The sequence below is a fragment of the Paraburkholderia aromaticivorans genome (genome assembly GCF_012689525.1).
GTDB classification, from domain to species: domain Bacteria; phylum Pseudomonadota; class Gammaproteobacteria; order Burkholderiales; family Burkholderiaceae; genus Paraburkholderia; species Paraburkholderia aromaticivorans_A.
On sequence record NZ_CP051516.1, the window covers coordinates 3,028,830 to 3,043,776 of the forward strand.

A 14,947-nucleotide genomic window follows, 5' to 3' on the forward strand; every position below is an offset into this window, starting at 1 on the left:
GCCTTATGCGTATTCGGACGAAGCGGACGAAGCGGGCGATGCGCGACTGAAGTACGAGTCAAGCACGCGTATCGGGATCAAGACGGCGGCAGTATGGCAACCTGCGCTATACGTCGCCGGCCAGCACCTGCGCGATGTGCAGCACGCGCGTGGTGGCGTCGCCGGTACGCCGCAAACGGCCCTCAATATTCAGCATGCAGCCGAGGTCGCCGAGCACCACCGCGCCGGTGCCACTTGCCCGAATATTCGCGCACTTTTCGTCGACAATTGCCGTGGAGATGTCGCCGTACTTGACCGCGAAGGTTCCGCCGAAGCCGCAGCAATGCTCGCAATCCTTCATCTCGTTCACCGTCACGCCGACCTGCGCCAGCAAGGCGCGCGGCTGCACCTTCACGCCGAGTTCACGCAGCCCGGAGCAGGAATCGTGGTACGTGACCTGCCCCGCGAACTCGCCCGGTTGCAAATGCACCTTGGCCACGTTCACGAGGAAATCGGTCAGTTCGAACACCTTGGGGCGCAGCCGGCCGAAGCGGTTCATCAGTTCGGGGTCGTCGGCGAAGAGGTCGCCGTAATGCGCGCGGATCATGCCGCCACACGAACCGGACGGGACCACAACGTAATCGAACTGCTCGAACTCGCGCAAGGTCTTCTCGGCAAGATCGCGCGCGATGCGCCGTTCCCCCGAGTTGTACGCCGGTTGCCCGCAACAGGTTTGCGCAGGCGGCACCATCACCTCGAATCCGGCGCCTTCGATCAGCTTGATGACCGAAAAACCGATCTCGGGACGCATCAGGTCGATCAGGCAGGTAACGAACAATCCGACTCGCATGAGCCCTCCTTCGGGAAAACGTGCCTGATTATCCGCTGTTTGCCGCACAATACCAACGGCCGGAAGGCATAGGACGAAAGCCAGTTAAATTGGAAAAGGCGTTCCAACTGCTTTCCATCTTTTCACAATACGGGATACAATCAATTTCCGCTGTTTGACGCGTCAACCGATTCCTCCCATGAGCGATACGACCCCGGATCCCAAAACTTCGATCCAGGTGATCGAACGCATGATGCGCTTGCTCGACGCACTCGCTGCGCATAGCGACCCGGTCAGCCTGAAAGAACTCGCCATCCGTACGGAGCTGCATCCGTCCACCGCGCACCGCATCCTGAACGACATGGTGATGTGCCGGCTGGTCGACCGGTCGGATCCCGGCACTTACCGTCTCGGCATGCGCCTGCTCGAACTGGGCAATCTGGTGAAGGCGCGCCTGTCGGTGCGCGACGCGGCGCTCACGCCAATGCGCGAACTGCACCGCCAGACGGGCCAGACTGTGAATCTGTCGGTGCGTCAGGGCGACGAGATCGTCTATATCGAGCGCGCTTATTCCGAGCGTTCCGGCATGCAGGTGGTGCGCGCGATCGGCGGACGGGCGCCGTTGCATCTGACCTCGGTAGGCAAATTGTTCCTTGCTGCCGACGAATCCACCCGCGTGCGGGCCTACGCCACCCGCACCGGCTTGTCGGGGCACACGCAGAACAGCATTACCGACCTGACCAAACTGGAGCGTGAGTTATCGCACGTGCGCCAGCAGGCATGCGCGCGAGATAACGAAGAACTGGAACTCGGCGTGCGCTGCATCGCCGCCGGCATTTACGACGACACCGGCAAGCTGGTCGCCGGTCTGTCGCTGTCGGCGCCGGCGGATCGGCTGCAGGATTCCTGGCTCGGCCAGGTCAGTCAGACTGCGTTGATGATCTCGGAGTCGCTCGGCTATCGGCCGCAACCCGCGCAGGACCATCCGCATACCCATCACGCGTAAGCCGGCACTTCGCTTCCTCCGTTCAAAACAAAAAGCCTCGCAAAAATGCGAGGCTTTTTGTTTTCATGCGGCCGGTCCGGAAACCGGCCACTTAAGAAACGCTTCAGGTACCCGGACCGCTGGCGTCCGCGCTGGTAATGCGCGCCTGGTCGCCGCCGTTATCCAGCCACGTGCGCAGACGCGTGGCGTCCGCGAATCGCGAGTACTTACCCGACGAGTCGAGCAGCACTATGATCATCGGACGGCCGTGAATGGTCGCCTGCATCACGAGGCACTCACCCGCTTCGTTGATGAAACCGGTCTTTTGCAGACCGATGTCCCACGTCGGATTGCGCACCAGCGCATTCGTGCTGTTGTAAGCCAGCGAGCGCTTGCCGGTGTACACCTCGTAGCTGTGATCGGTCGAGAACTTGCGGATCACCGGATATTGGTACGCCGCGTTGACCATTTTCACGAGATCGCGCGCGCTCGACACGTTCTGGCTCGTCAAACCCGTGGGGTTTTCAAAGTGCGTGTCGGTCATGCCGAGCTGCTTGGCCTTCGCGTTCATGGCCGCGAGGAACGCCGGCCGGCCGCCCGGGAAATAACGCGACAGCGCCGCGGCCGCACGATTTTCCGACGCCATCAGCGCGATATGCAGCATGTCTTCACGCGAAAGCACCGAGCCCACCGACAAACGCGAGCCGGTGTTCTTTTCGTAATCGCGATCTTCGTCCGTGACTTCGATCTGGTCGGTCATCGCCTCTTTCGAGTCGAGCACCACCATCGCGGTCATCAGCTTGGTGATCGACGCGATCGGCACCACGGCGCGCGAGTTCTTGTCGAACAGCGATTCGCCCGAGTTCTGATCGATCACGTAGGCGACGCTCGAGCGCAGCATGAGCGCGTCCGGCGTTTCGTGCAGGCCGAAAGCCTGGCCGACGCTCGGCTGACGCGGTTCGTACGCGATGCGGCGCACCACCGAGTGGTGACGGCCGTTCGACGTGTACGTCACGCGCTTGCGCTTGACGCCGGCGCGCGGGGCGTCGTCGTCAGCGGCGGCTACGGTCTTTGCAGCCGCGCCTTTGGTCGCTTTCGGGGCCTTGCTCGACACCTTGGCGTCAGGCGCGGCAGCCGGCTTTTTGGCCGCTTTGGCGTGTTTGGAAGTTTTTGCAGGTGCGTCAGGCGTGGCGGCAAAAGCGCTCACGGGCGTGGCAAACGCCGCTGCGATGACCATGGAGGCGGCCACCGACAGAGCGGTGCTGCGGGCCGCGCCGTGGATCACTTTTAGCGACGAAAACATGTCGGTTTTCATGGGTGTTCGGTAGGGAGCGGCGAGAGGTTTCCGCAAGTGTAGTAAAACAACGAAAAATTAGCAATTTGAAGCACTTATACGCGCTCCTTAAACCGGCTTGTAAGCTCCGATCGCAAAAACACGAATAGGTGCCGCGCATCGATCGAAAAAAAACGATCGCCAGCGCGTTACGCCTCGCCGCTGCCGCCATACGCCGGAATCGAGGTGATTCTTCCAGCATAACGGCAATTTCGAGACAACCTTGATCAGGGGAAATACGGTCAGAGCACGGGCGGTCAAAACTGCCAGAGCAACAGCACGTGGCCGCAGTCGCACAGCGAGGTTGTTAAACGCCTGCTGCAGACCGCCAACGCGCATTCGACCAGCATGAAGCATTAACGTTCCGTGACACTTTCCGGTTTACACCGAAACGGCCTTCGAAAGCTTTTTTAACATTTGCCGGATGTTAGCGTCCGGCGCTAGTAGGCGCTTGCCGGTTAAATTAACCTTACAAGTCCGTAATACATGCGGCATGATTGAGCACCAGTGCGGTGCGGCGGTTAAATTGACCTGCGTCATGAGGTTGTCATGCCGATCGCATAACACTATGTTTTATCAGTAGTTTCTTAATATTGTGCGACGCACAAAAAGCACTTGACATTCTTTGTAGCCATCCTAAAATGGGAACCATTGCTGCGATGCACAATTCATCGCGGTCCGGCGGGACGCACCAATGTGTCTCACCATTCAACCAATGCGGTCCGCACAGACAGACCGCGATCCAGGAGCGTAAACCATGACTCTGCTGACCCCTGAGCAATTCGCCGCAGCCCAGAAAGCCAACTTTGAAACGTTGTTCGGCCTGACGACCAAAGCATTTGAAGGCGTCGAAAAGCTGGTTGAGCTGAACCTGCAAGTCGTGAAATCGACGCTCGCGGAAAGCCAGGAAAATGCCCAACGCGCGCTGTCGGTCAAGGACGCGCAGGAATTGCTGGCACTGCAAGCAAGCCTTGCACAGCCGGTGGCTGAAAAGGCGCTGTCGTACGGCCGCCACGTGTATGAAATCGTTTCGGCAACGCAAGGTGAGTTCACCCGCGTCGCAGAAGCGCAATTCGAAGAGCAAAACCGCAAGGTCCAATCGCTCGTCGAAAACGTTGCAAAGAATGCACCGGCTGGTTCGGAAACCGCTGTCGCCGTCTTGAAGTCGGCTATCACGGCTGCCAACACCACGTACGACACGGTCCACAAGGCGACCAAGCAAGCTGTCGAAATCGCTGAAAGCAACTTCAATGCAGCTGCAACGGCCGCATCGAAGGCAGCTTCGCAAGCCGCCGCGCAAGCATCGCGCTCGGCCAAGAAGGCAGTCTAAGCTTCAGTCTCAAGCATCACACTTCAGGCATCACCCGGCGCCGGCACAGCTCAACCGCTGTGCCGGCGCTACCGCAAGCAACAGCGTAGTGCCGTTGCCGCTCACACGGTGTTAATTGGCCGAACGCTCCGATACGTTGAATAGCGTATCGTTTGCCCGGCGAAAGGCCGGGATTTTTTTATCCGACGCTTTTTCGCCGTCGCCAGAGTCGTTCAGCATGTATTGATGACGCCGTCGTTGCGCGGCAACCGCCCTACTCCGCTGTCAAAGAAAAACGGCGCGCCCCGCAAAGGGCGCGCCGTTTTTTTTGCTTCATCGAGCCCGCCTGCATGAATGCAGACGGACCGAATCGCCTTACTTCTTTTTCTGCGGCGGCAGATCGGTACAAACGCCTTCGTACAACTCGGCGGCCATGCCGATCGATTCGCCGAGCGTCGGATGCGGGTGAATCGTCTTACCGATGTCCGTTGCGTCCGCGCCCATCTCGACCGCGAGACACACTTCGCTGATCAGGTCGCCCGCATTCAGACCGACGATACCGCCGCCGATCACGCGATGCGTTTCCTCATCGAACAGCAGCTTCGTGAAGCCTTCATCGCGGCCGTTGGCGATTGCGCGGCCCGATGCGGCCCACGGGAACACCGCCTTGCCGTACTTGATGCCCTCGGCCTTCAACTGGTCTTCCGTCTTGCCGGCCCACGCCACTTCCGGATCGGTGTAGGCCACCGACGGAATCTGCAGCGCGTCGAAGTACGCCTTTTCGCCGTGTGCGACTTCGGCGGCGACGTGAGCTTCATGCACGGCTTTGTGCGCGAGCATCGGTTGACCGACGATATCGCCGATCGCGAAGATGTGCGGCACGTTGGTGCGCATCTGCTTGTCCACGTCGATGAAGCCGCGGTCCGTCACCGCGACGCCTGCCTTGTCCGCGCCGATCTTCTTGCCGTTCGGCGAACGGCCGACGGCAACCAGCACGAGATCGTAGCGTTGCGCTTCGGCCGGAGCCTTCTCGCCTTCGAACGACACATAGATGCCGTCGTCTTTCGCTTCCGCCCCGGTGGTCTTCGTCTTCAGCATGACGTTAGCGAAACGCTTGCTGTTGTACTTCTCCCAGACCTTGACCAGATCGCGGTCCGCGCCGGCCATCAGACCGTCGAGCATTTCGACCACGTCGATCTGCGCGCCGAGCGTGGCGTACACCGTGGCCATTTCCAGCCCGATGATGCCGCCGCCGATCACCAGCATGCGTTGCGGAATCTGCCGCAATTCGAGCGCGCCGGTCGAATCGACCACACGCGGATCTTCCGGAATGAACGGTAGCTTCACCGCTTCCGAGCCCGCCGCGATGATCGCCTGCTTGAACTTGACGACCTTCTTGCCGCCCTCGACCTGCACTTCCATATGATGCGGATCGACGAACGAACCCGTGCCCGTGACCACTTCGACCTTGCGCATCTTCGCCATGCCGGCGAGACCGCCGGTGAGCTTTTTGACGACGCCCGACTTGAAGTCGCGGAGCTTGTCGAGATCGATTTGCGGCTTGCCGAACGTGATGCCGTGCGAGCCGAGCGCTTCGGCTTCGTCGATCACGAGCGCCGTGTGCAACAGCGCCTTCGACGGAATACAGCCGACGTTCAGACACACGCCGCCGAGCGTCGCGTAGCGCTCCACCAGCACCGTCTTCATGCCGAGGTCAGCCGAGCGGAACGCAGCCGAATAGCCGCCGGGGCCCGAACCGAGCACGAGCGTGTCGCACTCGATATCCGCGTTACCGGAGAAGCTACCGGCTTGCGGAGCAGGCGCTGCCGCCTTGGCCGGAGCCGCCGCCTGCGCAGCTTGCGGTTTTGCTTCAGCTTGAGCGGGCGCTTTCTCAGGTTCCTTGGCTGGAGCCTTCGGTGCATCTTTTGCGGGAGCCGCGTCCGCCGATGTTTCGACGAGCGCGATCACCGTGCCTTGCGAGACTTTGTCGCCGGCTTTGACGCGAACTTCCTTGACCGTGCCGGCGGTATCGCTTGGCACTTCGATGGAGGCTTTATCGGACTCGAGCGTCATCAGCGCTTGTTCGTTCTCGATGACATCGCCCGCTTTGATATTGACTTCGATGACATCGACGTCTTTGAAGTCACCGATATCCGGCACTTTTACTTCGACGAGACTCATTAGTGTCCCCTTCTCGTATTGATCGTGATGAGACGAAGAACCCACGAAAATGCAGCCCAAAAGCTGGCAGCGCCCTGGAAAGAATCATCCTTTGCAGTCCGCCCAAGGACGCGCCTTTCTTTTGCCTACTTTTCTTTGGAAGACAAAGAAAAGTAGGTGCCGCCCCGCACAGGGGCGACGCTAATAGACCGATAAGAAAGCAGGTTCTACAGAGAGACGCGGATCACAGAAAAAAAACCAGCGCCCCACGCAACCATCACCACATCAAAGAATCACACGCCGGAAATCGGCAAGAATCGCACCCAGATACGCGTTAAACCGCGCCGCCGCCGCGCCGTCAATCACCCGATGGTCATACGACAACGACATCGGCAAAGTCAGCCGAGGCACAAACTGCTTACCATCCCAAACCGGCTTCATCGCACCACGCGACAGACCAAGAATGGCAACCTCAGGCGCATTGATAATCGGCGTGAAGTTCGTGCCACCAATCCCGCCGAGCGACGAAATCGAGAAGCACCCACCTTGCATCTGATCCGGCTTCAGCTTGCCGTCGCGCGCGAGCTTCGACAGCTCGGCCATTTCCTTGGCGATATCGATCAAACCCTTCTTATCCGCATCGCGAATAACAGGAACGACCAGACCGTTCGGCGTATCGGCCGCGAACCCGATATGGAAGTACTGCTTGAACACCAGGTTATCGCCGTCGAGGCTGGAATTGAACGTCGGGAACTGCTTCAACGCCGACACCACGGCCTTGATCACGAAAGCCAGCATGGTGATCTTCACACCCGACTTCTCGTTTTCCTTGTTCAACTTCACGCGGAGTGCTTCGAGCTCGGTGATATCCGCTTCGTCGTTATTCGTGACGTGCGGAATCATGACCCAGTTGCGATGCAGATTCGCGCCCGAAATCTTCTTGATGCGCGACAGCGGCTTCGGATCGACCGGACCGAACTTCGTGAAGTCGACCTTCGGCCACGGCAGCAGATTCAGTTCACCGCCGCCCGCGGCAGCCGGTGCAGCCGCACCAGCCGGCGCAGCACGCTGACCGGTCATGACGCCCTTGATGAAGGCGGTCACGTCGGCTTGCGTGATACGGTTCTTCGGACCCGTGCCCTGCACCTGCGTCACGTCGACACCCAGCTCACGCGCGAACTTGCGCACGGACGGCGACGCATGACTCGCACGACGCGCGCCGCCTTCGCCGGCCGGAATCAGCGGTGCCTGAGCAAGCGCCGACGGCGCGGCCGGAGCCGGCGACGGTGCAGCCGGCGCATCGGACGGCTTCTCGACCGCTTGCTTGGGAGCCGGAGCCGGCGCAGCCGCGCCGCCTTCCGCTTCCACGACCACGATCACCGAGCCTTCCGACACGGTATCGCCGACCTTGACCTTCAGTTCCTTGACGATGCCGGCTGCCGAGCTCGGCACGTCCATGGTCGCCTTGTCGGACTCGAGCGTTACCAGCGACTGCTCTTTCTCGACGCGATCGCCGACTTTCACCGCGACTTCGATCACGGGAATGTCTTTGTAATCGCCGATATCCGGCACTTTGACTTCCTGCAGACCGCCGCCGCTCGCAGCGGGGGGCGCAGCCGGTGCCGCCGACGGAGCCGGAGCAGCAGCAGGCGCCGGAGCCGGCGCAGCCGCGCCGCCTTCTGCACCTTCCAGCACGACGATCAACGAACCTTCCGACACGTTGTCGCCGACCTTGACCTTCACTTCCTTGACGACGCCGGCGGCGGAGCTCGGCACGTCCATGGTCGCCTTGTCGGACTCCAGCGTAACGAGCGATTGCTCTTTCTCGACGGTGTCACCCGCCTTCACCAGCACCTCGATCACAGGGATGTCCTTGTAATCGCCGATGTCCGGCACCTTGACTTCGATCGCTTGACTCATTGTTAGTGTCTCCTGGGCCGCGCACGCGGCCTGCCCCTGGCAATCAGGGGCGGGCGCGCACGCCATGGCACACGGGGAATGATGCCTTAGACGGTCATCGGGTTGGGTTTGGCGGGATCAAGGTTGTACTTCTTGAGCGCCTCGGCGACTACCTTGCGTTCGATCGTGCCTTCATCTGCGAGTGCATTCAACGCGGCAACCGTAACCCAGTAGCGGTCGACTTCGAAGAAGTGGCGCAGCTTTTCACGCGTGTCCGAACGGCCATAGCCATCCGTGCCCAGCACGACGAACTTCTGCGGCACGAACGCGCGGATCTGCTCGGTCAGCGCGCGCACGTAGTCGGTCGAAGCGATGACCGGACCTTGTGCATCCTTCAGCAGCTTCTCGACGTGCGAGAGCTTCTTTTCTTCGGTCGGGTGCAGCAGGTTCCAGCGCTGCACTTCGTGGCCTTCGCGCGCGAGTTCGGTGAAGCTCGGCACGCTCCACAGATCGGCGGCGACGCCCCACTCGTTCTTCAGCAGGTCGGCGGCGGCGATCACTTCGTTGAAGATCGTGCCCGCGCCCATCAGTTGCACGCGCGGCGCCTTCTTATCCGCATCGGCCTTACGGAACGAGTACATGCCCTTGATGATGTCGGCCGCCACGGACTCGCCCTGCGGAATCGCCGGGTGCTCGTAGTTCTCGTTCATCACCGTGACGTAGTAGTACACGTCTTCCTGCTCCGCGACCATACGGCGCAGGCCGTCCTGCATGATGACCGCGAGTTCGAAACCGAACGTCGGGTCGTAGCTGATGCAGTTCGGCACCGAAGCCGCCCACAGCAGCGAGTGGCCGTCTTCGTGTTGCAGACCTTCGCCGTTCAGCGTCGTGCGGCCCGCCGTACCGCCCAGCAGGAAGCCGCGCGAACGCATGTCGCCCGCCGCCCATGCCAGGTCGCCGATACGCTGGAAGCCGAACATCGAGTAGAAGATGTAGAACGGGATCATGATCTCGCCGTGCGTCGAGTACGACGTCGCGGCTGCGATCCAGTCCGCCATACCACCGGCTTCGTTGATGCCTTCCTGCAGGATCTGACCGGTTTCCGACTCACGGTAGAACATCAGCTGGTCGGAATCTTCCGGCACGTACTTCTGGCCTTCCTGATTCCAGATACCGATCTGACGGAACAGGCCTTCCATACCGAAGGTACGCGACTCGTCCGGCACGATCGGCACGATGCGCTTGCCGAGCGCCTTGTCTTTCAGCAGGATGTTCAGGATCCGCACGAACGCCATGGTCGTGGAAATCTCGCGGCCTTCGCCCGTGCCCTTGAGCAGCGGCTCGAACGCCGACAGTTCCGGCACCGGCAGCGACTCGGCCTTCTGGCGACGCGCCGGCAGATAACCGCCGAGGTCCTGACGGCGAGCGCGCATGTACTCGAGTTCCTTCGAACCTTCTTCGAACTTGAGGTACGGCACGTTGACGAGGTCGTCGTCGGCGATCGGCAGGCGGAACTGGTCGCGGAATTTTTTCAGCTGATCAACGTGCAGCTTCTTCTGCTGGTGAGTAATGTTCATCGCCTGGCCGGCTTCGCCCATGCCGTAGCCCTTGATCGTCTTCGCGAGAATGACGGTCGGCTGGCCCTGCGAATTCGACGCTTCCTGGAACGCTGCGTAGATCTTGTGCGGATCGTGGCCGCCGCGGTTCAGGTTCCAGATTTCCTCGTCGGACCATTCAGCGACCAACGCCTTCAGTTCCGGCGTGTTGAAGAAGTGTTCGCGCACATACGCGCCCGACTCCGACTTGTACGTCTGGTACTCGCCGTCGACCACGTCCATCATGCGGCGCATCAGCACGCCCGACTTGTCGCGTTGGAACAGCGCATCCCAGCGGCTGCCCCAGACGACCTTGATGACGTTCCAGCCGGCGCCGCGGAATTCGCTTTCCAGTTCCTGGATGATCTTGCCGTTACCGCGCACCGGACCGTCGAGGCGCTGCAGGTTGCAGTTGATCACGAACACCAGGTTGTCGAGGCGTTCGCGGCCGGCCATGCCGATCGCGCCGAGCGATTCCGGTTCATCCGTTTCGCCGTCGCCGAGGAAGGCCCAGACCTTGCGGCCGTCGGTCTTCGCAATGCCGCGCGCCTGCATGTACTTCATGAAGCGCGCCTGATAGATCGCCATGATCGGGCCGAGGCCCATCGAGACGGTCGGGAATTGCCAGAAGTCCGGCATCAGCCACGGGTGCGGGTACGACGAAATGCCCTCGCCGCCCACTTCCTGACGGAAGTTGTCGAGTTGCTTCTCGGTCAGACGGCCGAGCAGGAACGCGCGCGAGTAGACGCCCGGCGACGAGTGGCCTTGCACGAACACGAGGTCGCCGCCATGTTCAGCGGACGGCGCATGCCAGAAGTGGTTGTAGCCGACGTCGTACAGCGTGGCGGCGGAGGCGAACGAGGCGATGTGGCCGCCGACGTTGGTGTCCTTGCCGGCGCGCAGCACCATCGCGATGGCGTTCCAGCGCGTGTACGAGCGAATGCGGTGTTCGATGTCCTGATCGCCGGGGATCTTCGCCTGACGCGACACCGGGATCGTGTTGATGTACGGCGTGTTGGCCGAGAACGGCAGATGTTCGCCATGCACGCGGGCGAATTCGATCTGTTTCTCGATCAGGTAGTGAGCGCGATCTGGGCCCACAGCAGAAATCACGCCATCCAGCGCTTCAAGCCATTCGCCGGTTTCCTGGGGATCGTCGTCTTTTTCAGCAGCGACATATTTCATGACTTCGTCGGGTACAGCGGACATGCTCGTCTCCTGGATGTAGAGGAACGCTCTTTGAACAGACGACGCGGACGAAGCACGGCCGCGGCAGCTTCGGCCGATTGTAATAAGGGTCCCGACGTCAGCGCAACAAAATTTTCAAATTACGAGATTGATTCTCATAATGCGGAAAATTGTTGCGACGCAACCTGATTTGACTGCCGATCGACGGATACGCTGGCTAGTTTGCGCCGATTAACGGTCCTTTCCGCGCTTTTTTGCGCCATTTACTAGCTTCACGCTGCGCTACAATGCCACGCATGTTGACCGAACGGCTTTTCGCACGCTCGGCGCGCACCGCCGGTTCGCCGGCGGATTCGACGCCGTCCTCTCGCTGGCACCATGGACCATGGTGGTCCAACTCCTATTTGCTCACGCCGCTCCTGTCGATCCTGGTGTTCCTGGTCGTCATGAGTCTGATTTTGTGGAGCCTGAACCGGCGCGAACAGCAACAGCAGGAAGACACGCTTTACCGTAACGTCGCGTGGGCGCAGCAGCAGATCCGCCTGTCCATGACCGGCGCGCAGGAACAGATCCAGGCGCTCGCGCGCGATCTGGTCGCCGGCCGCGCCGATCCGCATTCGTTCCAGGTGTCCACCACGGACATCATGCAGGGGCATCCCGAGATCCTCTACATGAACTGGTACACCAGCAGGCAGCAACCGCGCTGGCCCAATACCGCGCTGCCCGTGTTCGGCCAGCGTCTGGCCAAGCCGAACGACGCGCAGATGGACGAAGCCGTCAAAGCCGCCTTCACCGAGGCGCGCAACACGCGCCGCCAGGTGTATTCGCCGCTCATCTACGACGACCTCGGCAACGGCTACATCACACTGCAAACGCCGGTGTTCCGCGATCGCGACTTTCTGGGCACGATCGCCGCCGTTTTCTCGGTGGAAGGCATTCTCAAGCACGACATTCCGCCCGAGCTGTCCGCCAAGTACAAAATCTCGATCATCGACGTGAACAACCGCGAGTTGACCACCACGTCGACCCGCCCGCGCCTGCCGCGCGACATGTTCTACGACCTGCCGCTCGACCCGCCGGGCCAGGGCGTCTCGGTGCGCGTCTACGCGTTCCCGCAGATGACCAACTTCACCAACAACACGCTGGTGTGGCTGGTGGCGGGTCTGTCCTGTTTCGTGCTGTGGAGCCTGTGGAGCTTGTGGAAACACACGCGGCAACGCTTCGAGGCGCAGCAGGCGCTGTACGCCGAAGCGTTCTTCCGCCGCGCGATGGAAAACTCGGTGCTGATCGGCATGCGCGTGCTCGACATGCACGGGCGCATCACCCACGTCAATCCGGCGTTTTGCCGCATGACCGGCTGGGACGAAAGCGATCTGGTCGGCAAGAACGCGCCGTTCGCCTACTGGCCGCGCGACGCTTACCCCGAAATGCAGCGCCAGCTCGACATGACGCTGCGCGGCAAGGCGCCCTCCTCCGGCTTCGAGTTGCGGGTGCGTCGCAAGGACGGCTCGCTGTTCCACGCGCGTCTCTACGTGTCGCCGTTGATCGACAGCTCGGGCCGCCAGACCGGCTGGATGTCGTCGATGACCGACATCACCGAACCGAAGCGCGCGCGCGAGGAACTCGCCGCCGCGCACGAACGCTTCACCACGGTGCTGGAAAGTCTCGATGCCGCCGTCTCCGTGCTCGCCGCCGACGAAGCCGAGCTACTGTTCGCCAACCGCTATTACCGGCATCTGTTCGGCATTCGCCCGGACGGCCATCTGGAATTGGCGGGCGGCGGGTTCGATAGCGCACAGGCGTCGTCCGATTCGATCGATATGGTGGACACATACGCTGGCCTGCCCGCCGCCGCGTTGACCGAAAGTACCGCGGATGCGCAGGAAATTTACGTGCAGAGCATTCAGAAGTGGTTCGAAGTGCGCCGCCAGTACATTCAGTGGGTGGACGGCCACCTCGCGCAGATGCAGATCGCGACCGACATCACCACTCGCAAGCAGGCGCAGGAACTGTCGCGCCAGCAGGACGAGAAGCTGCAGTTCACCAGCCGTCTGATGACGATGGGCGAAATGGCTTCGTCGCTCGCGCACGAACTGAATCAACCGCTCGCCGCGATCAATAACTATTGCTCCGGAACTGTCGCACTGGTTAAATCCGGTCGGACGACGCCTGACAATCTGCTGCCCGTACTCGAAAAAACCGCCCAGCAGGCGGTGCGCGCCGGCATGATCATCAAGCGCATTCGCGAGTTCGTGAAGCGCAGCGAGCCGAAGCGCCAGGCCACACGCGTGGCCGATATCGTCGCCGACGCCGTGGGCCTCGCCGAAATCGAAGCGCGTAAGCGCCGCATTCGCATCGTCACGGATCTGCGCTCGCGCCTGCCGGTGATCTACGTCGACCCGGTGCTGATCGAGCAGGTGCTGGTCAACCTGCTGAAGAACGGCGCCGAAGCGATGGCCGAGGCCCGTCCGAATGCGGTCGATCCGGTGATCCGCGTAGTCGTGCGACTGGAGAGCGGGTTTGTCTGCATCAGCGTCGTCGACCAGGGACCGGGCGTCGACGAAGCGACAGCCGAGCGGCTGTTCGAACCGTTTTACAGCACCAAGTCCGATGGTATGGGCATGGGGCTGAACATTTGCCGTTCGATTATCGAATCGCACCGCGGCCGTCTGTGGGTGGTCAACAACGTCGAATCTGACGGCCACATCACAGGCGCCACGTTCCATTGCAGTCTGCCTATTGGAGAGCCTGATGGCCCGAGCAACGGCGGGGCACAGGCGCCGACACCACAAACCGTTACGGGAGAGCTATGAACAGCCCAGTCACCACACAGGAAACTGTCTTTGTCGTCGATGACGACGAGGCCGTGCGAGATTCGCTGCGCTGGCTGCTGGAGGCGAACGGCTACCGCGTGCAATGCTTCTCCAGCGCCGAGCAGTTCATCGACGCATGGCAGCCGCATCAGCATCCGGGCCAGATCGCGTGCCTGATTCTGGATGTGCGGATGTCCGGCATGAGCGGGCTCGAGTTGCAGGAACGCCTGATCGCCGACAACGCATCGCTGCCGATCATCTTCGTGACCGGTCACGGCGATGTGCCGATGGCCGTGTCCACGATGAAAAAAGGCGCGATGGACTTCATCGAAAAGCCGTTCGACGAAGCCGAGTTGCGCAAGCTGGTCGAGCGCATGCTCGACAAGGCACGCAGCGAAAGCACCAGCGTGCAGCAGCAGCGCGCCGCGGCGGAACGTCTCGGCAAGCTGACCGCGCGTGAGCATCAGGTGCTCGAGCGCATCATCGCCGGCCGACTGAACAAGCAGATCGCCGACGACCTCGGCATCAGCATCAAGACGGTCGAAGCGCACCGCGCGAACATCATGGAAAAGCTCAACGTCAACACGGTCGCCGATCTGCTGCGACTGGCGCTGTCGAACAAGCCGCAACCGGCGCAATAAGCCGCACCCGGCGGCACGCGCCCCGAAGGAAGCGCCTTTGGGAGCCTCGTCGCCGGATCAGAAGTGACTGCGTATCAACGGCCGGACTATTGAAGAGTCCGGCCCGTATCACCCTCTTTTCCCGCATCGCTCACCCCACTCTCCCTCATTTCCGCCGCACGGCAAGCAGGACGAACCGAGCCGTTCGGCCACATGCCGGGCACCGGCCCCACTCGC

Annotated in this window: 9 protein-coding genes; 4 read left to right on the top strand and 5 right to left on the bottom strand. The window is 61.4% G+C overall.

Annotated features, from left to right (window positions below; all coding sequences use genetic code 11):
* Window positions 1–106: 106 nt before the first annotated feature.
* Window positions 107–829, bottom strand: a complete 723-nt coding sequence (locus HF916_RS41825) for a (Fe-S)-binding protein (RefSeq protein WP_168794530.1) — start codon at window positions 827–829, stop codon at window positions 107–109.
* A 178-nt stretch (window positions 830–1,007) separates the two neighbouring features.
* Between HF916_RS41825 and HF916_RS41830 the strand changes: the two genes are divergently transcribed.
* Entirely contained in the window at window positions 1,008–1,814 is an 807-nt protein-coding gene (locus HF916_RS41830; protein WP_168794531.1) for an IclR family transcriptional regulator, read from the top strand.
* A gap of 103 nt (window positions 1,815–1,917) precedes the next feature.
* Here HF916_RS41830 and pbpG read toward each other — a convergent pair whose 3' ends face one another.
* The gene (pbpG, locus tag HF916_RS41835) at window positions 1,918–3,108 is read right to left on the bottom strand and encodes a D-alanyl-D-alanine endopeptidase (protein WP_168794532.1); all 1,191 of its coding nucleotides are present in this window, start codon (window positions 3,106–3,108) and stop codon (window positions 1,918–1,920) included.
* 775 nt (window positions 3,109–3,883) lie between these two features.
* Here pbpG and HF916_RS41840 point away from each other — a divergent pair.
* Window positions 3,884–4,456, top strand: a complete 573-nt coding sequence (locus HF916_RS41840) for a phasin family protein (RefSeq protein ID WP_012433576.1) — start codon at window positions 3,884–3,886, stop codon at window positions 4,454–4,456.
* A 354-nt stretch (window positions 4,457–4,810) separates the two neighbouring features.
* Here HF916_RS41840 and lpdA read toward each other — a convergent pair whose 3' ends face one another.
* From lpdA to aceE, 3 genes are all read right to left on the bottom strand, one after another.
* Window positions 4,811–6,616, bottom strand: coding sequence for a dihydrolipoyl dehydrogenase (lpdA, locus tag HF916_RS41845; RefSeq protein WP_168794533.1), 1,806 nt, complete (start codon window positions 6,614–6,616; stop codon window positions 4,811–4,813).
* Between the two features lie 264 nt (window positions 6,617–6,880).
* Window positions 6,881–8,515, bottom strand: coding sequence for a dihydrolipoyllysine-residue acetyltransferase (aceF, locus tag HF916_RS41850; protein ID WP_168794534.1), 1,635 nt, complete (start codon window positions 8,513–8,515; stop codon window positions 6,881–6,883).
* Between the two features lie 86 nt (window positions 8,516–8,601).
* Window positions 8,602–11,298 carry a pyruvate dehydrogenase (acetyl-transferring), homodimeric type gene (gene aceE / locus HF916_RS41855; RefSeq protein WP_168794535.1) on the bottom strand — a complete coding sequence of 899 codons (2,697 nt, stop codon included), beginning with the start codon at window positions 11,296–11,298 and terminating at the stop codon, window positions 8,602–8,604.
* A 275-nt stretch (window positions 11,299–11,573) separates the two neighbouring features.
* Between aceE and fixL the strand changes: the two genes are divergently transcribed.
* Both fixL and fixJ read left to right on the top strand, forming a co-directional pair.
* On the top strand, window positions 11,574–14,090 hold the full coding sequence (gene fixL, locus HF916_RS41860) for an oxygen sensor histidine kinase FixL (RefSeq protein WP_168795834.1): 2,517 nt from the start codon (window positions 11,574–11,576) through the stop codon (window positions 14,088–14,090).
* Window positions 14,087–14,731, top strand: a complete 645-nt coding sequence (gene fixJ / locus HF916_RS41865) for an oxygen response regulator transcription factor FixJ (protein WP_006051254.1) — start codon at window positions 14,087–14,089, stop codon at window positions 14,729–14,731. The genes fixL and fixJ overlap by 4 nt, the downstream gene beginning before the upstream one ends.
* Window positions 14,732–14,947 lie beyond the last annotated feature (216 nt).

Coding starts and splice junctions, on each gene's coding strand:
- fixJ (WP_006051254.1), top strand. CDS start 14,087: ATGAACAGCCCAGTCACCACACAGGAAACTGTCTTTGTCGTCGATGAC.
- fixL (WP_168795834.1), top strand. CDS start 11,574: ATGTTGACCGAACGGCTTTTCGCACGCTCGGCGCGCACCGCCGGTTCG.
- pbpG (WP_168794532.1), bottom strand. CDS start 3,108: ATGAAAACCGACATGTTTTCGTCGCTAAAAGTGATCCACGGCGCGGCC.
- aceE (WP_168794535.1), bottom strand. CDS start 11,298: ATGTCCGCTGTACCCGACGAAGTCATGAAATATGTCGCTGCTGAAAAA.
- HF916_RS41830 (WP_168794531.1), top strand. CDS start 1,008: ATGAGCGATACGACCCCGGATCCCAAAACTTCGATCCAGGTGATCGAA.
- HF916_RS41840 (WP_012433576.1), top strand. CDS start 3,884: ATGACTCTGCTGACCCCTGAGCAATTCGCCGCAGCCCAGAAAGCCAAC.
- aceF (WP_168794534.1), bottom strand. CDS start 8,515: ATGAGTCAAGCGATCGAAGTCAAGGTGCCGGACATCGGCGATTACAAG.
- lpdA (WP_168794533.1), bottom strand. CDS start 6,616: ATGAGTCTCGTCGAAGTAAAAGTGCCGGATATCGGTGACTTCAAAGAC.
- HF916_RS41825 (WP_168794530.1), bottom strand. CDS start 829: ATGCGAGTCGGATTGTTCGTTACCTGCCTGATCGACCTGATGCGTCCC.